Annotated in this window: 17 protein-coding genes; 14 read left to right on the top strand and 3 right to left on the bottom strand. The window is 33.3% G+C overall.

Going from position 1 to position 23461, the window contains the following annotated elements:
• Window positions 1–148 precede the first annotated feature (148 nt).
• From MY490_RS21445 to MY490_RS21435, 3 genes are all read left to right on the top strand, one after another.
• Window positions 149–1264: a PepSY-associated TM helix domain-containing protein gene (locus MY490_RS21445; RefSeq protein WP_248267451.1), complete on the top strand. Its 1116-nt coding sequence runs from the start codon at window positions 149–151 to the stop codon at window positions 1262–1264.
• A 248-nt stretch (window positions 1265–1512) separates the two neighbouring features.
• Complete coding sequence (locus MY490_RS21440) at window positions 1513–1935, top strand: MerR family transcriptional regulator (RefSeq protein WP_248267450.1); 423 nt, start codon at window positions 1513–1515, stop codon at window positions 1933–1935.
• A 23-nt stretch (window positions 1936–1958) separates the two neighbouring features.
• On the top strand, window positions 1959–3185 hold the full coding sequence (locus tag MY490_RS21435) for an MFS transporter (RefSeq protein WP_248267449.1): 1227 nt from the start codon (window positions 1959–1961) through the stop codon (window positions 3183–3185).
• A gap of 114 nt (window positions 3186–3299) precedes the next feature.
• Here MY490_RS21435 and MY490_RS21430 read toward each other — a convergent pair whose 3' ends face one another.
• On the bottom strand, window positions 3300–3554 hold the full coding sequence (locus MY490_RS21430; RefSeq protein WP_097974836.1) for a hypothetical protein: 255 nt from the start codon (window positions 3552–3554) through the stop codon (window positions 3300–3302).
• Between the two features lie 491 nt (window positions 3555–4045).
• On the opposite strand from MY490_RS21430, the gene MY490_RS21425 reads away from it, so the two are divergent.
• The 5 genes from MY490_RS21425 (at window position 4046) to MY490_RS21405 (ending at window position 9730) form a co-directional block, all read left to right on the top strand.
• Window positions 4046–4483, top strand: a complete 438-nt coding sequence (locus MY490_RS21425) for a YwiB family protein (protein ID WP_165346951.1) — start codon at window positions 4046–4048, stop codon at window positions 4481–4483.
• A complete protein-coding gene (gene argS / locus MY490_RS21420; RefSeq protein ID WP_248267448.1) occupies window positions 4480–6150 on the top strand; it encodes an arginine--tRNA ligase in 1671 nt (556 codons plus the stop codon). The genes MY490_RS21425 and argS overlap by 4 nt, the downstream gene beginning before the upstream one ends.
• Window positions 6151–6414: 264 nt before the next feature.
• Complete coding sequence (locus tag MY490_RS21415; RefSeq protein ID WP_248267447.1) at window positions 6415–7758, top strand: DUF5667 domain-containing protein; 1344 nt, start codon at window positions 6415–6417, stop codon at window positions 7756–7758.
• 176 nt (window positions 7759–7934) lie between these two features.
• A complete protein-coding gene (gene sigI, locus MY490_RS21410) occupies window positions 7935–8663 on the top strand; it encodes an RNA polymerase sigma-I factor (RefSeq protein ID WP_248267446.1) in 729 nt (242 codons plus the stop codon).
• 2 nt (window positions 8664–8665) lie between these two features.
• On the top strand, window positions 8666–9730 hold the full coding sequence (locus MY490_RS21405) for an anti-sigma factor domain-containing protein (protein ID WP_248267445.1): 1065 nt from the start codon (window positions 8666–8668) through the stop codon (window positions 9728–9730).
• A gap of 170 nt (window positions 9731–9900) precedes the next feature.
• Here the strand turns inward: MY490_RS21405 and uvsE are convergent, their stop codons facing one another.
• Both uvsE and cls read right to left on the bottom strand, forming a co-directional pair.
• Window positions 9901–10857: a UV DNA damage repair endonuclease UvsE gene (gene uvsE / locus MY490_RS21400; protein WP_248267444.1), complete on the bottom strand. Its 957-nt coding sequence runs from the start codon at window positions 10855–10857 to the stop codon at window positions 9901–9903.
• 43 nt (window positions 10858–10900) lie between these two features.
• Window positions 10901–12094 (bottom strand): cardiolipin synthase, encoded by a 1194-nt coding sequence (gene cls / locus MY490_RS21395; protein ID WP_248267443.1) that lies wholly within the window; start codon window positions 12092–12094, stop codon window positions 10901–10903.
• A gap of 213 nt (window positions 12095–12307) precedes the next feature.
• On the opposite strand from cls, the gene MY490_RS21390 reads away from it, so the two are divergent.
• The 6 genes from MY490_RS21390 (at window position 12308) to MY490_RS21365 (ending at window position 23395) form a co-directional block, all read left to right on the top strand.
• A complete protein-coding gene (locus tag MY490_RS21390) occupies window positions 12308–14416 on the top strand; it encodes a (Fe-S)-binding protein (protein ID WP_248267442.1) in 2109 nt (702 codons plus the stop codon).
• 169 nt (window positions 14417–14585) lie between these two features.
• A complete protein-coding gene (locus MY490_RS21385) occupies window positions 14586–15767 on the top strand; it encodes an acetyl-CoA C-acetyltransferase (protein ID WP_248267441.1) in 1182 nt (393 codons plus the stop codon).
• 401 nt (window positions 15768–16168) lie between these two features.
• A complete protein-coding gene (locus tag MY490_RS21380; RefSeq protein ID WP_248267440.1) occupies window positions 16169–17299 on the top strand; it encodes an acyl-CoA dehydrogenase in 1131 nt (376 codons plus the stop codon).
• Between the two features lie 127 nt (window positions 17300–17426).
• Window positions 17427–20666: a fused isobutyryl-CoA mutase/GTPase IcmF gene (gene icmF / locus MY490_RS21375; RefSeq protein WP_248267439.1), complete on the top strand. Its 3240-nt coding sequence runs from the start codon at window positions 17427–17429 to the stop codon at window positions 20664–20666.
• 267 nt (window positions 20667–20933) lie between these two features.
• The gene (gene rpoE / locus MY490_RS21370) at window positions 20934–21479 is read left to right on the top strand and encodes a DNA-directed RNA polymerase subunit delta (RefSeq protein WP_248267438.1); all 546 of its coding nucleotides are present in this window, start codon (window positions 20934–20936) and stop codon (window positions 21477–21479) included.
• 314 nt (window positions 21480–21793) lie between these two features.
• Entirely contained in the window at window positions 21794–23395 is a 1602-nt protein-coding gene (locus MY490_RS21365; RefSeq protein ID WP_248267437.1) for a CTP synthase, read from the top strand.
• Window positions 23396–23461: the final 66 nt, after the last annotated feature.

Below are 23461 nucleotides of genomic sequence, written 5' to 3'. Positions count from 1 at the left end.
CGAGAATCGCCTTTTTATTTTGAATTTGAAATAATTAAAGTCACTTAAATAATAATTTACTAAAAATGTAAAAACGTTATTGATAATGATAATCATTACCTTTATAATTGAGAACGATTATTATTATCAAAATAAAGGGGAAGAGAAAATGATAAAAGGGGTAAGAAAGTTTATTTTAACTCTACATTTGGTGTGCAGCTTAGTTTTTGGACTATTTATTATTGCTGTTTGTGCAACTGGTAGTGTATTAGTGTTTGGAAATCAGATTGAACATGTATTAAATCCGCAGTATTTTAAGCCTGCAAGTAGTGAAAGAAATATTGGAATTAATGAAGCAGAAAAGATTTTACTTGAACATTACATAGGTTTTCAAATTTCGAGGATGGATGTGCCTTCAAAGTTAACAGACGTATATCATGCAAGTATGTCAAAAGGACATACTGAAATTGATGCATACGTTGATCCTAGTAATGGCAAATTATTAGGCAATTTTGATAGGGAGAAATCAATCGTTTCTTTTGTTAAAGAGTTACATACACATTTATTATTAGATGATATTGGTGAAACAATTATTGGTATCGTTGCAATTGCATTTATTATAATTCTTATTTCAGGTATTTATTTATGGTATCCAGGTATTAAACGAATGATTAAAAGCCTAAAAATTAAATGGAATAAAAGTCAAATGGCAAAAAATCTATCATTACATAATTTCATAGGGGTTATTACATTACCATTTTTACTTGTTGTAGCAATAACAGGAATGCTATTTCCATTCCAAGAAAATATCGAAGAATCTTTGAAATTGAAATTTACATCTAATTATCCTGAAGAACTTAAATCAGTTGATAATGGTAAAAATCAAATAGGACTAGAAACAATAGTTGCTCAAATTAATAAATTGCACCCAGAAGGTGAATTATACAAGTTAAGACTTCCATCGGAAAAAGAAGGTGTTATTGAAGCCCAATTAAGTGATGGTAGTTACGACCCTGAAGGGAAAGGAAATACAAGCGAATTTTTCGATCAATTTTCTGGAAAGCATTTAGGAACTTTTTCGAAAAATACTAAGACAGTCTATGATCAATTCTTTGTTTGGCGAGAAAGTTTACATAGAGGAACTTTTGGTGGTATTTTCGTAAAAACAATTTATGCCTTAGTTGGAATAGCACCACTTGGTTTGGGGATAACTGGGATTACAATGTGGGCGTTAAAACGAAAAAATAAAGTTAAAAAAATGAGAAAATTACAGCAAACGGCTTAAGATAAAATTTTATATGTTATTTTTTAGAACCCGAAAGAAAATGCGCAAAAGCCGTATTTATCTTTCGGGTTTTTTGAATCGGGCGAAAATATGATTATTTGTACTGTTTTTATAGTAAAACAACAATTTTGTAGAAAAATAAAAATAAAAATATGTACAAAGTTAACGTTGACGTTAACGATACATTAGGAGTAAGATAAATAAGTGATATAAAAAAGTTATATTCATTTCGAAAGGAGGCAATCGATTTGCTCTACAAGATAGATGAAGTAGCGAAAGAATGTGGATTAACAAAGCGATCGATTCGTTATTATGAAGAAATTGGTTTAATTTCTCCACCTGAAAGAAGTGAAGGAGGATTTCGACTTTATTCAGATCTTCATATCGAACGTTTAAAGAAAATAATGAATGTCCGTGATGTTCTTGGTTTTTCTTTGCAGGAGGTTCAGGAGTATATGGCAATCAGTGAGGCGTTTGAAGAATTCCGATTGCAATATAGAGAAAACAAGGAAAAGATGAATGAAGATGAAAGAAAGAAAAGTCTATTAGGAGCTGAAGAAGTACTCGCTCAACAATTAAAAATGATTGATGAAAAGCTTAAAAAAATGAACGACATTCGAGATGAAATGAATGAGATGTATCAGAGGGTGAAAAAAGCATTAGAACAATAAATAATATGGGAGATGGATGAAATATGTCAAACTTGGCAAAAAGTAAAAATCAAAGGACAAATGTAAATCAAAAGTCAGGTCTTTTGAATCAGCCAAAAGCTATTTGGGCTGTTGGTTTTGCTTGTATTATTGCATTCATGGGAATTGGATTAGTTGACCCAATTTTACCAGCAATTGCTGAAAAAATGCATGCTTCTAAAAGTGATGTAACGCTTCTTTTTACAAGTTACAATTTAGTAATGGCATTCGCGATGTTAATAACAGGTTTTATTTCTTCACGTATTGGAATTAAGTGGACACTTCTGTTAGGTATACTAATTATTGCAGTCTTCGCAGGTCTTGGAGGAAATTCAAGCAGTATATGGGAATTAGTATGGTTACGCGGAGGTTGGGGTCTAGGTAACGCACTATTCGTTGCGACTGCATTATCTGCTATTGTTTCATTATCTAGATCAGGTGTTGCACAATCGATTATTTTATACGAAACTGCGATTGGTCTTGGGATTTCAGTTGGCCCACTTTTAGGTGGAGAATTAGGTTCAATCTCTTGGAGAGGCCCATTTTTTGGTGTAGCTTGCTTAATGGTAATTGCATTTTTATCTCTTTCCTTTATGATGCCAAAAACACCTGTCACACAAAATACGAAAAAAACATCGTTCCTTGATCCATTCCGTGCACTTAAACATAGATCATTATTTACATTAGGTATTACAGCATTTTTATATAACTTTGGATTCTTTACTTTATTAGCATTTTCACCATTCTTTATGGGATTAAAGGAGCATGGTTTAGGATTCGTATTCTTAGGATGGGGACTTTTATTAGCAATTACATCTGTATTTATGGCACCAAAATTACAAAAAAAATTTGGTACACTTAAATCGATGTATGCTATGTTAACTCTTTTCGCTATCACACTTATCGTTATGGGAATTGGAACAGATACGAATAGTGTCATTATTGTTTGTGTAATAATTGCTGGTGCATTTTTAGGAAATAACAATACATTAATTACAACGGCAGTAATGCAAGCAGCTCCAGTTGAACGTTCAACAGCATCAGCTGCATATAGCTTTTTACGTTTCCTTGGTGGAGCAATTGCACCATATTTAGCAGGTAAACTTGCTGAATGGTATAATCCACACGTACCTTTTTATGTAGGTGGATGTTTCGTATTACTATCGGTAATTTTCTTGTTTATTAATAAAAAACATTTAATTCATATCGATAAAGCAGAATCTGCACACTAATATTATCGTGTATTTCTCGATAAATGGAGAAAACCTGCTAGGAATTATGTATTCCTAGCGGTTTTTTTTTGTTTTTTATAAACAAACAAAAACCAGCCCTTTACGAGCTGGTTTTCATGGTCCGAAATGACCGAACATCATTAGATAAACGATGAAGCCGATCAGTGCAAGTAATCCGATTAATGCTGCTGTAAAACTGCCGAACATGATTGCTTTTCGTTTGAAAATGAACCATAAAATCAGTCCAACAACGAATGGCACGAAAAAGGCGTACAAATAAATGAGAAAAATACTCGATAATGAAATGATTCCAATGCCTAGACCAATGAAAAATAGTTTGCTAGATGATAGTTGTGCGATTGTTTTCATAAAATCTCCTTTTATTCTTCATATGTTCTTAATTGTCTCACAAACAGTTTTCAATTGAAAACAAAAATCCTCCTACTTTCACAGCAAGATTATTTTGTTAGTATGTTTTGATACAATTGACATTAGATGAGGTTCAATGAGTAATAGTTCCGGCATTTTTAGTTTTAGTCAGTCGAAATAAATATGGCCGATTATTGTTATTGAAAATGACCTATTTTATCGAAAAAAACTCTCATTAAACCGTTCACACATATTTTATGGATGAAATTCATCATTGAACGAAGCTACGGATATTATGTTAAGAAAGTCCTATTGAAATAAGAAAGTACCTTAATTTTTAGATAGCCATATTATTTCGTTCACTTTAATGAATATTTTTCACAATTTTTTTGTTACCTATTTTATTTTTTTAATTAGATTATGCTAAAATGGGAAAAGATGATTTTTGGATGTGATTCGTTACGTTCATGGGGAGAAAAGGACGTGTAAAAGTGAAAGGACAACAAGGCATACCTGTCTCAATTGACTTTGAGACTTTGATAAAAGATCCGCACGGGCGTGATAAAATCAGTTTTCAAGCAAATGGCTTATACTATAAAAAAGATGATGTTTCTTATTTATTATTTGATGAAAATCACGAGGACCGAAAAGTAAAGGCTACTATGAAAATAGGTAAAGGGGAAGTAACAATTATTCGTAATGGCGGAGTTATGATGCGTCATCAATACAGAGTAAATGAAACAACAGAAGGTACTTTCTCAAATGAATTAGGAGTATTTCAAACTAAGGCATATACAAAAAAACTACAATTTCTAGTATCTGAAGGACCTTTAAAAGGAGTACTTCAATTAGGATATAAGTTATTCGTAGGAGATGAAAATGCTGGGTCATATAACATTACAGTATCAATTAAGGAGGCAACGATATGAATACATTAGAACAAGTAAAAAGTCGTTTGAAAAATGAAATCGAAGCGGCGGTATTAAAGGCAGGTTTAGCAACGGAGGAACAATTACCACAAGTCGTATTAGAATCACCTAAAGATAAAACGCACGGAGATTTTTCAACAAATATGGCAATGCAATTAGCACGTGTAGCTAAAAAGGCTCCTAGAATGATTGCAGAGGAATTAATTAATTCTTTTGATCAAAGTAAAGCAAGCATTAAGAAAGTAGAAATTGCTGGACCAGGTTTCATCAATTTTTATATGGATAATAGTTACCTTACTGATTTAATTCCAATGATTATTAAATCGGGAAATGAATATGGCCAAACAAACTTTGGTAACGGTGAAAAGATTTTAGTTGAGTTTGTTTCGGCAAATCCGACTGGAGATTTACATTTAGGTCATGCTCGTGGAGCTGCATTTGGAGATTCATTATGTAATATTTTAGATAAAGCAGGTTATGAAGTAACTCGCGAATATTATATTAATGATGCTGGAAACCAAATTAATAATTTAACATTTTCGGTAGAAGCTCGATATATGCAAGCACTTGGAATGGATAAAGAAATGCCAGCAGATGGCTATCATGGCTCAGACATTATTGAGATCGGTAAAACTTTAGCTGCTGAATTCGGTGACCGTTATGTGAATGAACCAGAAGAGACTCGTTACAAGTTCTTCCGTGAGTACGGGTTAAAATTAGAAATGGAAAAACTACAACGAGACCTACGTAATTTCAGAGTAGAATTTGATGTATGGTATTCAGAAACTTCATTATATCAAAATGGCAAAGTTTTAGAGGCTCTTGATGATTTAAAACAACGTGGTGAAACATATGAAGAAGAAGGAGCAACTTGGTTCCGTTCTACAACATATGGTGATGACAAAAACCGTGTACTAATAAAAAGCGATGGCACTTATACTTATTTAACTCCGGATATCGCTTACCACCGAGACAAGCTTAGTCGTGGTGCAGATAAATTAATTGATATTCTTGGGGCTGACCATCACGGATATATTCCTCGAATGAAAGCAGCAATTCAAGCATTAGGATATAATGCTGATACGCTTGAAGTAGAAATTATCCAAATGGTTCAGTTATATCAAGATGGTGAAAAAGTTAAAATGAGTAAACGTACAGGTAAAGCTGTAACGTTACGAGATTTAATGGAAGAAGTAGGTACTGATGCAACTCGTTATTTCTTTGCAATGCGTGGTTGTGATTCTCATTTAGACTTTGATATGGACTTAGCTGTTTCTACATCAAATGAAAACCCAGTGTATTATTCACAATATGCTCACGCTCGTGTTTGTAGTATTCTTCGTCAAGGAGAAGAAATGGGTATTGTTTACAATGGAGAAGCTGATTACAGCCTTGTTTCGTCTGAAAAAGAATATGAGTTATTAAAGAAATTAGGAGAATTCCCAGCAACGGTTTCATTAGCTGCTTCAAAACGTACTCCGCATCATATTACAAACTATGTGTTTGAATTAGCTGGTACATTCCACAGCTTCTATAACGCAGAAAAAGTATTAGATGCTGAAAATGTTGAAAAGTCAAAAGCTAGACTAGCTTTAATGAAGGCAGTTCAAGTTACGTTACAAAATGCATTAGCTTTAGTGGGAGTTTCTGCACCAGAAAAAATGTAAATAGTAAATTAAAAGTATCATGCCCTGATTAAGGGTATGGTACTTTTTTGTTTACTTAATCAAATTTCCAAAGTATTATTTTGTATTTTTTTAGTAAGTTATTTTGTGCAACTTTGTCGGTAAATAGGGAAAAAAAACAAGTTTCACCATTTTTTTATTAATTTTTTAAAATTTTTTTAAAACGACCCCCTAAAAAATGAAAGTTTCTACGAATAGTTATAGTGAGAATAATTTAAGAAATCTTTTACAAAGGGGAAAAAATTAATGAAAAAGTTATTAGTACATACGACTGCTACAGCACTATTATTATCTCAGTTAGGATTCTCTAGTTCAGTACTTGCTGCTGAAAATGATACAGTTTCACCAACTGACCAAAAGGAAGAAGCACCTGCATTAGTTAAAGGCGATTTCTTCTATTTTGTAAAAACAACAGTAGAAAAAATTCAACTTTTACTAACAACAGACAAAGTTAAAGAAGCAGAACTTTTAGCACAATTTGCACAAGAGCGCATTCATGAAGCAAGAGAATTAATTAAAGAAGGCAAAGAAGATTTAGCAAAAGAAACATTAAAAGAAGCTATTAGTCAAATGGACACTGCTCAAGGCCAACTGGATGGTAAACTTCCAACTGTTACTGAGCCAACGACTTCAGAAACAACAACAGAAGATACTGTAACTACGAAACCAGCAGGAGATTCAACTGAAGTAGAAAAAGAAGACACTGAAAAAGTTGAGACTGACAAACAAGAAACTGAAAAAGAAGATCAAGATAAAGCCGAAACAGACAAACAAGAAACTGAAAAAGAAGATCAAGATAAAGCCGAAACAGACAAACAAGAAACTGAAAAAGAAGATCAAGATAAAGCTGAAACAGACAAACAAGAAACTGAAAAAGAAGATCAAGATAAAGTTGAAACAGACAAGCATGAAAAACAAAAATTAACAAAAGAGCAAAAAGAAATTGCAAAAATTCAACACCATTTAAATAACAATTTACTTGTTTTAGCGAATGTTTTAGATCAAGTTAAAAATCCAAAAGCAAAAGCTGCGATTGCTAAAAATATTGAAAAGAGCTTTAACAAAATTTCTGATAGATTAGAGAAAATCTTAAAGCATACAGAACAGGATTCAACTGCTTTAAAACCAGTTATTACAGTTCAATATCCTGATTCAACTACTGATCAGTCAGCTACTCCAGAAGTTATTACAACAATCACTAAAATTGAAGACGTAAATGACACAGACGTGAAAAATGTTAATGAAGATGATCAAGGTGAAAATGATGACAAAGATGGCGCTACTGAAGTTGCTACAAAACCAGTAACAGTAGAGCCTAAGGAAGAACATCAAAAACCTGAACATAAGTCAAAAGAAGTAAAACCGGTTAAAGTTAAAAAAGTAAAAGTTGAAAAAGAAGAAAAACATGTAGTAAAGCATGAAGAAAAACACGTAGTAAAGCACGAAAATGGTACAAACCATAGAAATCAAGGTGAACATGAAAATCGTGGAAACCATAAGGGAAATGAAAAGCAAGAGTGGAAAAAGAACGAGAATTCAAATAACCAAGGTGTAAACCATGGAAATGGACATGGTAAAAATAATAAGTAATTATTTCCATTAACCTTTCAATAAAATCATATGAAACATTTCATAAGATGCGATATGCTTAAGTTTAACTGTTTAAATTAAAATGGTGCCTCATACATTCATTTGATTATATAATGAGTGGAGGCGCCTTTAAGTTTAAATGGCTAAGCAATCCTCTTTTGAAAGGAGATCGGGTCTTGTTACTTACAATTTTTCAGACACTTTATAAAAGAAAAGAAAAAATTGAAGATATTGTATTAACAATACAACAGTCTTCATCAAAAGAACTAGATGATTTTATAGTTCAATATACTCCCTTTATAAACAAAACTGTTTCCACTATTTGTGGAAGATATATTACAAATCAAGAAGATGAATTTAGTATCGGTTTAAATGCATTTCATGAAGCTATTAAACTATATTCATATAAAAAAGGTGCTTCATTTCTATCTTTTGCTAAATTGATCATTAAACGAGAATTAATCGATTTCTTTCGCAAGGAATCTAAATACCAATCGTTGACCTCAGAACAAACTGATTCAGATGATATACATAAACAGTATGATGACCATGTGTATAGCTCTTATATAAAAAACTTTGATGAAATAAATCGTAAAGAAGAAATTATTCATTTCACTGAGATGCTTAAACAATTTGGAATTTCATTAGAAACATTAGTAGAGGTTTCACCTAAACATGAAGATACAAGAGAACATATTTTTTCAGTTGTAGACCTTGTTACTTCTGATGAAGAAATGTTAACTTTTCTATATAAAAAGAAAAAATTACCGATGAAAGAACTAGAAACTAAAGCTAATATAAGTCGAAAATCGCTAGAAAAACATAGAAAGTATATAATTGCCATGAGTATCATTAGCGTCAATGAGTATATTTATTTAAAAAACTATTTAAAAAGGGGGAACTGAAGATGAATAATGGTATTGTATTAAAAGTTAATCATTCTTCTGTAGTTGTACTAACAGCTAACGGAGAATACTTAAAGTGTAAAAAATTATTATCATCCTATTCGATCGGTGAAGAAATTCAGTTCCCCAACAATGCAATCATTTTAAATAAAAAAATGAAATTGAGCATACCTAAATTGATACCTGTCATAATTGCGAGTGGATTAATTCTTATTTCTTTTATATTTGTAAATTTCAACAACAATGAAGCATTGGCAGCAGGAAAGGTTACATTTGACTCACAAGCAAAGGTATCTTTAATATTGGACAAACAGTTAAAGGTCATTGCATTAAAAGGTCATAATGAACAAGGAAAACAAGTAATCGACAAAATGGATAACTGGAAAAATGAACCCCTAAATTTAGTTATGGATGATTTAGTTGATGAAATGGAAAAATCTAAAGTAATTGAACCAGATGAAGCAATTAAATTAACTGGTAAGATGAGCAAAGAATTTGAAAATAAACAAAGTGAGCTAAATCATGAATTGATGGATTTTCAAGATAGTAATAATCATTTTAATATCCCAAATTCTAAGGAACTAGATCAGCCAAAGGTTAAAACTCAAAATCAAAGTCTAAATCAAAATAAACAAGAAAAAAGTTTTAAATCTAATTCCACAAAAGTGACAAAAGGTGAAACCAATTACAAGAATAATTCTAGTTTAAAGTCACCTACAGTAGAAAAAGAAAAAAATAATAGTCATTCAAAAGAAGTTCAGAACAATAGACATCAAGATCAGCACTGGGGAAATAAGCAGCGTCAATGGAATCATAAAAATCAAAATGTACACCATGAATCATCGAATCAAAATCAAAAGAAACAATCCAACAACAATGAAAAGCATCTAGACAAAAAAAAAAATGACTATAAAGATGACCACGAATTAAAAACAAGTAATAATGACCAACGAAGAAATGAAAATAAAGAAGACTGCCATGGATGCAATAATGATTATAAAAACAATCAAAACAAGAATGAGAACAATAATGGTTGGCAAAACGGTAATGAAAAACACTCAGATTAATAATCTGAGTGTTTTCAGCGTGTTGAAAGATAAAATGGTCAATAGAGAAAACGGACATTAAATGAACATTTAATAATGATAAAATTAGCATTTTTAGGGTGATCTATTAATGGTTTTAAATGGTTTTCTTAACAACTTTATTTTCTGCTGTTATGTCTTTGGTACTCAACTTAAGTAACTTCGATTATACCACCACTTATTCGCTTATAACCTCTCCATTTCGCTATATCTTCCATTAATTGCAATAGAGCTAAATCCTTTTTTTTCGATTCAATCATTATATCGATATCTTTTCCAATTGATCTGACGATGTCAAAAAAGGGCTTAATAAAATCAAGGTCAATTAAATCTGAATGCGCTCTAAACTCTTTATCAGATTTCGGAGATGAAATATGAATCTTAGGTTTCAAATATGTATGCTCCCAAGTAGAGAATATAAGGGGTAATAATTTCTCTAACGGTTCTTCGCATAAATTTGCCATATGATGATGATAGTCAAATACGAGCGGAATACCTTCGTTTTTACATACCATTAGTGTTTCACTTGTATTATACGTTTTATCGTCATTTTCTAATGTCATTTGTTTTTTTATATGAGTAGGGAGCTTTTTTATATTTTCATAAAAACGTTGGATAGCGAGCTCTTTATTTCCATACGCGCCTCCAATATGTATATTAATGACGCTATGGTCTGAAATACCCATTGCTTCAAGAACTTTGTAATGATACTCCATATCAATCACAGCATTATCAGTAATATGAGTTTTATCACTTGTAAAAAGCGTGAATTGGTTAGGATGAAAACTAACTCTTAATTCATGCTTTTTGATAAAATCGCCTATTTCTTTAAATTGTTTGTGAAAAATATTTATAAAATCGAATTCTACATCTGGATGAGTCGCCAAAGGGACCATTGAAGAGGACATTCTGTATAAAGGAATTTGTTGTCCTACATTATAATGAAGTGCTCTAAACGTATTTTCGATATTTTGAGATGTAACATAAATTAATTTCTGTAAACGCTCGTCTCGATCAAGGGCTTTATAACGTGTAAACGTAAGAGTTTTTGCAGGTGAACAATTATATAACGATAATGCATGTGATACATATCCAAATCGAATAATCATATTTTGTTCACCTCTACCTTGGTTTTTGTATATGTACAAAGGACTACATTAATGGAGAAAGAAGCTTAGATAAAAGCTTGCGACACTTCCATAGGAAATTTGTATTTTTATAATGCCCAATAGGATAAGTTTTTGAGCGTTCTAAATCCTTTGTAAATATTTCTTTAATCTTCAAAATGAAAGACTCGCTTGAAAAAATGCAGCTCCATTCATCATTTATGCAAAGACTTCTACGATCAAAGTTAACGGATCCTACATCACAGAAATGATCATCGATGAGAAGTACTTTGGCATGAAAGAACCCTTTCTGATAATGAAAAACTTCCCCGCCACCTTCTAAAATTAAAAGGAGATGTGGAAAACTCGCTTCTTTAACTAGTCTGTGGTCTTCTTTTTCTGGGATCATTACACTTATGCGGACGCCTCGTTTAAGAGCGGCAAGAAGTGAGTTCATCAATTTTTTTGTTGGAATAAAATAAGGTGTACCGATGTAAATATGTTTTTTTGCTTGATCTATTAAATCTTTATATAGGTTCTCAATGCGTACAAAGTCTGAGGAATAGAAGTGATGCTCGATTTTTCCTTTTGCTAATTCATCATCATTAATTAACGTAAAGGATTCTCCGCCACTTCTAACCCAGTCTATTAAAAATTGAATGTGTAAATCTTTTACACCTTCACCTGTCATTCGAATATGATAGTCTCTCCAATAACCTAAGTCTTCATCAAAGCCAATATATTCTTTGCCAATATTAAAACCACCAAAATAACCGGTTTTTTGATCGATTACTGTAATCTTACGATGGTTACGATGTTGAAACCGATAGAGAGTATATGGAAATCCAGTTCTCCGATTAAAAAGTACTTCCACGCCATTTTCTTTTAGTTTTTTTATTCTTTTACGCTTAAGCCTAAAGCTTCCAATCCAATCAACAAGAAGGCGTACCTGTAATCCTTGCTGAGCTTTTTTTTCAAGTAATGATAAAAATTTTTCGGATGTATCATCATTTCGAACAATATAAAAAAGCATAGAAATGCTACTACTTGCTTCTGTTATGTCGTCTAGAAGATGCTTGTACAAATCATTACCATCTGTTATTAACATTGTTTCACTATTTCTTTTTTTAAATGGACAAGTTTTATCATATTTATGAAAGGCTTTATAGCCAAAATAAAGATCTAAGCTAGCAAGGAGTATAAGAAAGAGTAGAGCAATTAAGCAAATACAAAGAATCATATAATTAAACTCCTTTACCTTTTACGTGTTGATAGTATGACCATATCCATTGAAGAATATGAAAAAGAGCTAATTTAATATGAAAAAGTATTTGACTGAATAGTCATTCATAATATAATTAAATTATATATTTTCTGAATATTATTATGGTTATAAATTTTTAAACAGTAAGCGTTTTCTTTATAGCCGGGAAAATTGGGGGAGGAATACATCATGAATCATGCACTTTTGTATTTGAACGCACTAGGGTTTGTGGCAATTACAGTTTATGCAATTTATTTATTCATTTACCTGATTCAAACAAGACTTGCCTACATCAAATTAGGTAAAAAAGAAGAATTTGAAAGAAATTTGAAAGAACGTTTCCGAAAAATTTGGGTCAATGTTTTTGGACAAAAAAAGCTATTGAAGGATAAGAAAAGTGGATTTATTCATTTGTTATTCTTTTATGGATTCATTTTAGTTCAAGCAGGGGCTTTAGATTTTATTATAAGAGGTCTTGTTCCTAGCGCTCATTTACCTCTTGGACCTTTGTATGGTGCATTTACATTTTTTGAAGAAATCATTGCGCTACTAATATTGGTGGCAGTTGTGTGGGCCTTCCATCGACGATATATTGAAAAGTTAGTTCGACTAAAAAGAGGTTGGAAAAGCGGTTTAGTTCTTATTTTTATTGGTTTATTAATGCTATCAACACTATTTGGTAATGGTATGGGAATCATTTGGCATGGTGAAGCAACGAGCTTTCACGAACCAATTGCATCATTAATTGCAACAATTTTTAACGGAATTAGTAAGCCTTTATCAATTTCATTATTTTATGTTGCTTGGTGGACTCACTTAATTTCACTTTTAACGTTCTTAGTATATGTACCTCAATCAAAACACGCACATTTACTTGCTGGTCCAGCGAACGTTTATTTTAATCGTTTAACGAAAGCAGGAAAATTAGAAAAAATAGATTTTGAAGATGAGACACAAGAGACATTTGGTGTTGGGAAAATTAGCGACTTCCGTCAATCACAGTTAATTGACTTATATGCTTGTGTTGAATGTGGTCGTTGTACTAATGTATGTCCAGCTACTGCAACTGGAAAAATGCTGTCACCGATGGATTTAATTTTAAAACTTCGTGACCATTTAACTGAAACAGGGGCTGTTGTAACGTCCCGTGCACCTTGGGTTCCAACAGTTGCCTTTTCTAAAACAAAAGGAAATCAATTAGCATTTGCATCACAAGGAAAACAAGAATCAGCAGCAACATTGGAATATAGTCCAAGTTTAATTGGTGACGTAATTACTGAAGAAGAGATTTGGGCATGTACAACTTGTCGTAACTGTGAAGATCAATGTCCAGTAATGAATGAGCATGTTGAAAAAGTAATTGATTTACGTCGTTATTTAGTTTTAACAGAAGGTAAGATGCAACCTGATGCTCAACGTGCAATGACAAATATCGAACGTCAAGGAAACCCATGGGGATTAAATCGTAAAGATCGTGAAAACTGGAGAGAACTTGATGAAAGTATCCATATCCCTACAGTAAAAGAAGCTCAGAAAGCTGGAGAAGAAATTGAGTACTTATTCTGGGTTGGTGCAATGGGTTCATATGATAACCGTAGCCAAAAAATAGCATTAGCATTTGCGAAACTAATGAATGAAGCTGGAATTAAGTTTGCAATTTTAGGAAATAAGGAGAAAAATTCTGGCGATACACCTAGACGATTAGGTCAAGAATTCTTATTCCAAGAGTTAGCAAGTAATAATATCGCTGAAATTGAAAAAGCGGGAGTCAGCAAATTAGTAACAATTGATCCGCATGCTTATAACACATTTAAAAATGAATATCCTGATTTTGGTTTATCAATAGAAGTTTATCATCATACAGAATTATTATCTCAACTGGTTAAAGAAGGTAAGTTAAAGCCGGTTCATCAAGTAAATGAAGTGATTACTTACCATGATTCATGCTATTTAGGTCGATACAATGAAGTTTATGAAGCTCCTAGGGATATACTTCGTGCAATACCTGGTGTCAAACTGGTTGAAATGGAGCGTAAACGTGAAACAGGTATGTGCTGTGGAGCGGGCGGAGGATTAATGTGGATGGAAGAGCATGTTGGTAATCGTATTAATGTAACACGTACTGAACAAGCACTTGCAGTTAGTCCAAATGTAATTGGAACAGGTTGTCCTTATTGCTTAACAATGCTATCAGATGGAACAAAAGCAAAAGAGGTCGAAGAAAATGTGAAAACACTAGATATAGCAGAGCTTTTAGAGTTATCAATTTTTGGTGATAAACAAAACCAAGCTTCATAAAAGTTCTATAACTTTTCAATCTTCATAAAATAGCAATGAAAGGTGTGCAACTTGTACACCTTTCAGACTGCCTGGCAACGTTTTAAACTGCCTTTTATTTAGTGAATTGATTAATTATAGGATCTTATTATAAAGGAGAAATAGATAAAATTTTTAGGGGGAAAGTGGGATGACTAAAACAGTTATAGTAAGTGCAGTTCGTACACCTTTAGGCCGTTTTGGAGGCGCATTAAAGGGCTTTAGTGCTGCCCAATTAGGTGGTTTTGCTATTAAAGAAACTTTGAGCCGTGTTAACCATCCGTTAGAAACAATCGATGATGTAATAATGGGAACTGTTTTACAAGGTGGCCAAGGACAATTACCTTCAAGACAGGCACTTCGTAATGCAGGATTACCTTGGGAAACTAGATCAGAAACAATAAATAAAGTGTGCGCATCTGGTATGCGTAGTGTTATGCTTTCTGATTTATTGATTCGATCTGGTGAAAGTAACCGTATAGTTGCAGGCGGAATGGAATCTATGAGTAATACACCTTTTTATCAAACCTCATTAAGATGGGGAAATAAAATGGGGAATACAGAGTTAAAAGATGGTCTTCTAGTGGATGGTTTAACTTGTTCATTTACTGGCGTTCATATGGGTACATATGGAAGTGAAGTTGCTAAAATCGAAAACATATCTCGTGAGCAACAAGATGAGTGGGCACTTCGTAGTCATCAACTTGCAGTTGAATCGATTAAAACAGGGAAATTTAAAGAAGAAATCGTAACGATTGAGTCGGTTGGCAAAAAAGGAGTCGTAACAAAAATTGAAGTAGATGAGTGTCCAAGAGAGGATACTACTATTGAAAAATTAGCTAAGCTATCGCCAGCATTTGATCGTGATGGAACAATCACAGCTGGAAATGCTCCTGGACTAAATGACGGTGCTGCAGCTCTTTTATTAATGAGTGAGGAAGATGCAAAATTAAATGGCTATCTACCATTAGCTACAATTGTTGCAACAGAATCAATGGCTGTAGAAGCTAAGGACTTCCCAAGAACTCCGGGGTATGTCATTCAAAAATTATTACAAAAAACAAATAAAAAGATTTCAGATATTGATTTATTTGAAATTAACGAAGCATTCGCAGCAGTCGTTTTAGCAAGTTCGAAAATTGCAGATATACCTTTAGAAAAAATAAATGTAAATGGTGGAGCTATTGCTCTAGGACATCCAATTGGAGCAAGCGGTGCAAGAATCATCGTTTCATTAATTAATGCACTTAAAGCAAGAGGTGGCGGCTTAGGTATTGCTGCAATCTGCAGCGGCGGTGGTCAAGGAGACGCAGTCTTAGTAGAGGTGCGATAAGAAGAAAAGCAAAAATAGCAGGGTATGGGAAGAGCAGGAATGGTATAGAGGGAATATTTCCTTCTGTCCAAGTACTGCCTACCTTAAGCTGTTATTTTTTTTGCTTTTCTATTTTTGCCTATTAACTTGACCTTGTTTTTCCTTCCTTATAGACGTAAAAATTTTTCTACAAAAAATAACAGGAATTTTCAGATTTTTGTCTAATAATATACGAAGTAGACTATCTTTTTAGTTAAAGTACAAAATTTTTTGTTAACGCTTACAAAAATCGACAAAAACAACATGGCAGTGATAAGGGAGCAATTAAGTTAAGGGGAATAGGATATAAAATAATTATCTTTAATTAAAACCTCTTATTTGACTGTGATCCTTGTCCTAGCAAAAATCGGGGGAAATGATCTATGCAATTTCGTTTAAGTGAAGAACATGAAATGATTCGTAAAATGGTAAGAGATTTTGCTAGAAATGAGGTTGCTCCGTCAGCTGCTGAGCGTGATGAGCATGAAAAATTTGACCGTTCAATTTTTGATCAAATGGCTGAGTTGGGATTAACAGGTATTCCATTCCCAGAGGAATATGGTGGAATCGGTAGCGATTATTTAGCTTACGTTATCGCGGTTGAAGAGCTTTCTAGAGTTTGCGCTTCAACGGGTGTAACTTTATCAGCTCACACTTCATTAGCTAGTTGGCCGATATTTAAATTTGGTACTGAAGAACAAAAACAAAAATTCTTAAAACCGTTAGCACAAGGAACAAAAATCGGTGCTTATGGATTAACTGAACCAGGGTCTGGGTCAGATGCTGGTGGTATGAGAACGACTGCTAGAAAAGAAGGAAATGAATATATATTAAATGGTTCAAAAATATTTATTACTAATGGTGGAGAAGCGGAAATTTACGTAGTATTTGCCGTGACTGATCCTACAAATAAACACGGAGTTTCTGCATTTATCGTTGAAAGTGATACACCAGGTTTTTCAGTTGGTAAGAAAGAAAGTAAATTAGGTATTCGTTCATCGCCAACAACTGAAATTATTTTTGAAGAATGCCGTATCCCAGCTGAAAACCTATTAGGTGAAGAAGGTAAAGGATTTAAAGTTGCGATGCAAACTCTTGATGGTGGTAGAAATGGAATCGCTGCTCAAGCAGTTGGTATTGCACAAGGTGCTTTAGATGCGTCAGTTGATTATGCTAAAGAGCGTGTTCAATTTGGTAAACCAATTATTGCTCAACAAGGTGTCTCATTTAAACTTGCAGATATGGCTACAAGTATCGAAGCTTCTCGTCTATTAACTTATCAAGCTGCATGGTTAGAATCTAATGGACTTCCATATGGTAAGGAATCTGCTATGTCTAAATTACTTGCAGGAGATACTGCGATGAAAGTTACAACAGAGGCAGTACAAGTTTTCGGTGGCTATGGATATACGAAGGATTATCCGGTAGAACGCTTTATGCGAGATGCTAAAATCACTCAAATCTATGAAGGAACACAAGAAATTCAAAAACTAGTAATCTCAAGAATGCTATAAAAAAGAATATTTATTCTTCTTTAGCATTACGAATGATTAGGATAACTTGGTACAAGGAATATGGATAGCCCTTTACCAAGTTTTCTTTTACAAAAAAAGGCAATTATAATTCTGGGGGATGATTAGTATGGTAGAAAAGTATCAAGCTAAGCACAAGATTCGTTTCGTTACTGCATCAAGCTTATTTGATGGCCATGACGTGTCAATCAATATGATTAGAAGATTATTGCAAGAAAATGGTGTTGAAGTTATTCATTTAGGGCATAACCGCTCTGTTGAAGAAATTATTAACGCAGCAATTCAAGAGGATGTACAAGGTATTTCAATTTCTTCCTACCAAGGTGGACATATGGAGTACTTTAAATATATGTACGACTTGCTTCAAGAAAGAGGCGCTTCTCACATTAAGCTATTTGGTGGTGGCGGTGGCGTAATTTTGCCTAAAGAACAAGAGGAATTAGAAGAATACGGAATCACTAAAATCTATTCTCCTGAAGATGGCCGTATAATGGGACTTCAAGGAATGATTAATCATATGTTACAAAGCACAGATTTTCTTCCACCTTTGAAGGACTTAGAAAACGTTCAAAAACTATCTGCTACAAATCATAAAGAAATTGCTAGATTTATTACTTTAGCTGAAAATAAAGGATCTCTAGATTCAAGCTTAGAGATGGCCGCAACATTAGAAAAATCAGAAACTAGTAAAAGTGTAGTAATTGGTATGACAGGTACTGGTGGAGCGGGTAAGAGTTCATTAACAGATGAGCTAGTACGCCGTTTTATTCAAGAGTTTCCAGAAAAAACAATTGGTATTGTTTCAATTGATCCAACAAAACGTAAAACAGGTGGGGCACTATTAGGTGATCGTATTCGAATGAATTCAATTCACCATCCAAATGTGTATATGCGAAGTTTAGCTACTCGAGATAGTCAATCTGAAATCTCAAATGCATTAGAGGATACTATTTCAATCTTAAAATCAGCTGATTTTGACGTTATTTTTGTTGAGACAAGTGGTATCGGTCAAGGTGATGCTGCAATTACTCAGTACAGTGATATTCATCTGTATGTTATGACAAGTGAATTTGGAGCACCTTCTCAATTAGAAAAAATTGATATGATTGACTTTGCAGATTTGATTGCAATTAATAAATTTGAACGTCAAGGATCAGAAGATGCATTACGTCTTGTTCAAAAACAATATCAACGTAGTCGCCATCTTTTCCATGATGATATCGCTACAATGCCTGTATACGGAACAATAGCAAGTCAGTTCAACGATGCAGGAACTAATAATTTATTTTTAGCTTTAACAAAATCAATTGAAAAACACACTACAAATGAGTGGACCACGACATATATTAAGCCGGGGAATGTTGAGAAACAACATGTCATTATTCCAAGTAATCGTCGTTTTTATTTAAGAGAAATTGCAGAAACGGTAAGAAACTATCACGAAAATACTGAAATTGAGGCAGCAAAAGCTTCAAAGCTTTATCAAATTGAAGGAACATTGTCTGAAATAGAGTCACAAAATATTGAAGATGCAAAGCATACATTAGTAGATTTGAAAAATAAATTTGAAGAATCTCTTGCTCCATCTACAAAACAAGCTCTAAATCATTTTAAATTGATTAAAGAAGCTTATTCACAAGATCAACTAATTCAAAAAATTAGAGATAAAGAAATTAAAGTTGAGTTAACAACTACAACTTTATCGGGTACAAAAATACCGAAAGTATCTGTACCTACCTATCGAGATTATGGAGATTTATTAAGATGGGTTGCGAAGGAAAACGTACCTGGATATTTCCCGTTTACAGCTGGAGTATTCCCATTCAAGCGTCAAGATGAAGATCCGAAGAGACAATTTGCTGGTGAGGGACCTCCAAGCAGAACGAATAAACGATTCCACTATTTATGTGAGAATGACCCAGCTAAACGTTTAAGTACAGCATTTGATTCAGTAACTCTATACGGAGAAGACCCAGCAATCCGTCCTGATATTTTTGGGAAAATAGGTGAGAGTGGAGTTAATGTATGTACTTTAGAAAATATGATTGAGCTTTACAATGGTTTTGATTTATGTAGTCCTTCAACATCTGTTTCTATGACAATTAATGGTCCAGCACCAATTATTTTAGCTATGTTCTTAAATACTGCTATCCATCAACAAGTTGAAATCAAAGAAAAAGAATTAGGCCGTATTTTAACAGTTGAAGAATTTACTGAAATAAAGCGAATAACTTTACAAAAAGTTCGTGGTACTGTTCAAGCTGATATTTTAAAAGAGGATCAAGGGCAAAATACATGTATTTTCTCAACAGAATTCGCTTTAAAAATGATGGGCGATATTCAGCAGTATTTTATTGATAATAATGTTCGTAATTATTATTCAGTTTCAATTTCTGGATACCATATTGCTGAAGCCGGAGCAAATCCGATTTCACAACTTGCATTCACTTTATCTAACGGATTCACTTACGTTGAATATTATTTAAGTCGAGGCATGAAAATTGATGATTTTGCCCATAATTTATCGTTCTTCTTTAGTAATGGACTTGATGCTGAGTACTCCGTAATAGGACGTGTAGCGAGAAGAATTTGGGCTGTTACTATGAAAGAAAAATATGGTGCATCTGAACGTAGCCAAAAACTTAAATACCATGTTCAAACATCAGGTCGCTCATTACATGCTCAAGAGATGGCATTTAATGATATTCGTACTACGTTACAAGCGTTACTGGCTTTATATGATAACTGTAATTCACTTCATACAAATGCATATGATGAAGCTGTTACAACTCCTACGGAGGAATCTGTACGTCGAGCAATGGCGATTCAGCTTATTATTCAAAAAGAAAATGGTCTATCGAAGAATGAAAATCCAATCCAAGGATCATTTATCATTGAGCAACTAACAGACTTAGTAGAAGAAGCAGTCTTAAAAGAGTTTGAGAGAATCAGTGATCGTGGTGGCGTATTAGGTGCGATGGAGCTTCAATATCAACGTGGCAAAATTCAAGAAGAGTCACTTTATTATGAAACACTTAAACATAATGGTGAACTTCCAATTATAGGAGTAAACTCTTACATCAATCCTAACGAACAAATGGAATCAATCAATACAATGGAAATCGCTAGATCAAGCTACGAAGAAAAACAATCGCAAATTGATCATGTAGAACAATTCCAAGTGAAACATAAATCAGAAGCACAAGTTGCTCTAGAACAATTAAAACAAGTTGCCCGTCAGAATGGCAATTTATTCGAAGAGCTAATGAATACTGTTCGCGTTGCTAGTTTAGGACAAATCACTCAAGCATTATATGAAGTAGGCGGACAATACCGTAGAAATATGTAAAAAGAATTGTAAAAAGCCGATTGTCCTGTTTTAAGGCAGCAAAAGGGGCATGTTACTTGGGTTAGGTAGAATGGGCGTCTTTTAGACGCTCATTTTACTATTTTCGCAAAAAAATAATCTAATATTGAAAAATATAGACAAGGTGCTAGCATATTTAACTTAGTTTTGTTTATAATGAAAGATATGTATTTTATAGCTAACTAGTAAAATTTATACATAATATTATTAAATTATGGTTAAAATATTATTTTTAAAGGAGTGCTTACCTTGAGTTTAAAGCAATACTCGGAAGAGCAATTAAAAGAATTATCGCTTATTGAATTAGCATATGAAACTTTTTCTGAAACAAAGGAACCTATTTCTTTTTACGATTTAGTTGACCAAATGGCAACAGTTTTAGGTGTAACTAGAGAGGCACTATTAGAAAAACTTCCTCAGTTTTATACAGAATTAAATATTGATGGCCGTTTCGTATGTTTAGGTGAAAATCGTTGGGGATTACGTGCTTGGTACCCATACGATCAAGCAGAAGAAGAAGTATTACCTGTTGCAAAACCTAAGAAGAAACGTAAACAATTGGAAGAAGACGATGAGTTCGAAGATTATGACGTAACTGAAGATGATGATTTTGAAGAGGAAGAACTTGATTTAGACGAGTTAGATGAAGATCTAGTTGATGATGATGAAACTGATGAGTTTGATGACGAAGAAATCGATGAAGATGATGAAGACCTTGAAATAGATGATGAAGATTTAGAGCTAGAAGATGAAGAAGAAGAATTAGATGAATTTGAAGAGGAAGAAGAACTATAAGTTCTTGACTTTTAACTACTGAATGAGTAGAATTCTTATTGGGCTCTTTAAAAAGAACGAAATATATTTTGACGCTCCCTATTTTAAATAGGGGGCGTCTTTGTTTTTTTACAAATACTTAATGTAATGAAACAATAAATGAAATGGTTCCTTTAGATTCAAGTGTTAAAAATTTGCATGAAAAAACCCAATTTTGGATGACAATAAAGCATGCATACAAAATGTTATTAAATAATTTTTTATAAAGGTTTAGCTTTGTAATTTTTTGTAAGGAAAAATAAAATACGAATGCTAAAAATGAAAGGGGCTCAATTATGACAAAGTATATTTTTGTAACAGGTGGCGTAGTTTCTTCTCTTGGTAAAGGGATTGTTGCAGCATCTTTAGGGCGACTACTAAAAAACAGAGGATTAAATGTAACAATTCAAAAGTTCGATCCGTACATTAACTTAGATCCTGGAACAATGAGTCCATACCAACATGGTGAAGTTTTCGTAACAGATGACGGTGCAGAAACGGACTTAGACTTAGGTCATTATGAAAGATTTGTTGATATTAACGTTACAAAATTCAATAATGTTACATGTGGTAAAGTTTATTCTACGGTATTACAAAAAGAACGTCGTGGAGATTACTTAGGAGGAACTGTACAAGTTATCCCACACATTACAAATGAGATTAAGGATAAAGTATTCCGTGCAGGTCGCGAAACGAATGCTGATGTTGTTATCACTGAGATCGGTGGAACAGTTGGTGATATCGAGTCATTACCTTTTATCGAAGCTATTCGTCAAATTAAAGGCGATGTAGGTCGTGACAACGTAATGTATGTTCACTGTACACTTCTGCCTTATATTAAAGCTGCTGGTGAGTTAAAAACAAAACCAACTCAACATAGTGTAAAAGAACTTCGTAGCATTGGTATTCAACCAAATGTGATTGTATTACGTTCAGAAACATCTGTACCACAGGAAATGAAAGATAAAATTGCTCAATTCTGTGATGTAGATGCTAAAGATGTAATCGAATGTGTAGATGCAGATACTCTTTACGAAATCCCATTAGCATTACAAGCACAAGGATTAGACAGTATCGCATGTAATCATTTAAAACTACAAACAAATGAAGCAGATATGACAGAGTGGATTTCTTTAGTAGACAAAGTTAAAAACTTAACTAAATCAACAAAAATTGCTCTTGTTGGTAAATATGTAGAATTACAAGATGCTTATATTTCAGTAGCAGAGGCATTAAAACACGCAGGATATGCTTTTGATAGCGAAATTGAAATTAAATGGATTAATGCAGAAGAAGTTACATCAGCTAATGTAAACGAACTTTTAAGCGATGTAGACGGAATTCTTGTACCAGGTGGATTCGGAGACCGTGGTGTTGAAGGCAAAATCTTAACTTCACAATTTGCTCGTGAAAATAACGTACCATTCTTAGGAATTTGTCTAGGTATGCAAATTGCGTCAATTGAATATGCTAGAAATGTTTTAGGCTTGAAAGGTGCTCACTCAGCTGAAATCGATCCTACTACTAACTATCCAATTATCGATTTATTACCAGAACAAAAAGATGTAGAAGATTTAGGTGGTACATTACGTTTAGGTTTATATCCATGTAAATTAGTTGAAGGTTCAAAAGCATACGAAGCTTACGGAGAAGAAGTTGTTTACGAACGTCATCGTCATCGTTATGAGTTCAATAATGAATACCGTCAACAAATGGAACAAGAAGGATTTATCTTCTCAGGTACTAGCCCAGATGGTCGTTTAGTCGAAATTATTGAGTTGCCAAATCATCCATGGTTTGTAGCTTCTCAATTCCACCCAGAGTTTATTTCTCGTCCAAATAGACCACAACCATTATTCAGAGATTTTGTAGGAGCATCACTACAAAACCGAGGTTAAGGAAATAAAAAACACCCAACAGATTTTATTAACATCATGTTGGGTGTTTTTGTTATTTTAGAATTA

It is taken from the genome of Gottfriedia acidiceleris, assembly GCF_023115465.1.
Lineage (GTDB): Bacteria > Bacillota > Bacilli > Bacillales > Bacillaceae_G > Gottfriedia > Gottfriedia acidiceleris_B.
This window is presented reverse-complemented; position numbering and strand designations above follow the sequence as displayed.

What these genes read in the sequence shown, in the direction of transcription:
- MY490_RS21445 (WP_248267451.1), top strand. Translation starts at nt 149, where the DNA reads ATGATAAAAGGGGTAAGAAAGTTTATTTTAACTCTACATTTGGTGTGC.
- MY490_RS21435 (WP_248267449.1), top strand. Translation starts at nt 1,959, where the DNA reads ATGTCAAACTTGGCAAAAAGTAAAAATCAAAGGACAAATGTAAATCAA.
- MY490_RS21430 (WP_097974836.1), bottom strand. Translation starts at nt 3,554, where the DNA reads ATGAAAACAATCGCACAACTATCATCTAGCAAACTATTTTTCATTGGT.
- argS (WP_248267448.1), top strand. Translation starts at nt 4,480, where the DNA reads ATGAATACATTAGAACAAGTAAAAAGTCGTTTGAAAAATGAAATCGAA.
- MY490_RS21415 (WP_248267447.1), top strand. Translation starts at nt 6,415, where the DNA reads ATGAAAAAGTTATTAGTACATACGACTGCTACAGCACTATTATTATCT.
- MY490_RS21405 (WP_248267445.1), top strand. Translation starts at nt 8,666, where the DNA reads ATGAATAATGGTATTGTATTAAAAGTTAATCATTCTTCTGTAGTTGTA.
- uvsE (WP_248267444.1), bottom strand. Translation starts at nt 10,857, where the DNA reads ATGATTATTCGATTTGGATATGTATCACATGCATTATCGTTATATAAT.
- cls (WP_248267443.1), bottom strand. Translation starts at nt 12,094, where the DNA reads ATGATTCTTTGTATTTGCTTAATTGCTCTACTCTTTCTTATACTCCTT.
- MY490_RS21390 (WP_248267442.1), top strand. Translation starts at nt 12,308, where the DNA reads ATGAATCATGCACTTTTGTATTTGAACGCACTAGGGTTTGTGGCAATT.
- MY490_RS21385 (WP_248267441.1), top strand. Translation starts at nt 14,586, where the DNA reads ATGACTAAAACAGTTATAGTAAGTGCAGTTCGTACACCTTTAGGCCGT.
- MY490_RS21380 (WP_248267440.1), top strand. Translation starts at nt 16,169, where the DNA reads ATGCAATTTCGTTTAAGTGAAGAACATGAAATGATTCGTAAAATGGTA.
- icmF (WP_248267439.1), top strand. Translation starts at nt 17,427, where the DNA reads ATGGTAGAAAAGTATCAAGCTAAGCACAAGATTCGTTTCGTTACTGCA.
- MY490_RS21365 (WP_248267437.1), top strand. Translation starts at nt 21,794, where the DNA reads ATGACAAAGTATATTTTTGTAACAGGTGGCGTAGTTTCTTCTCTTGGT.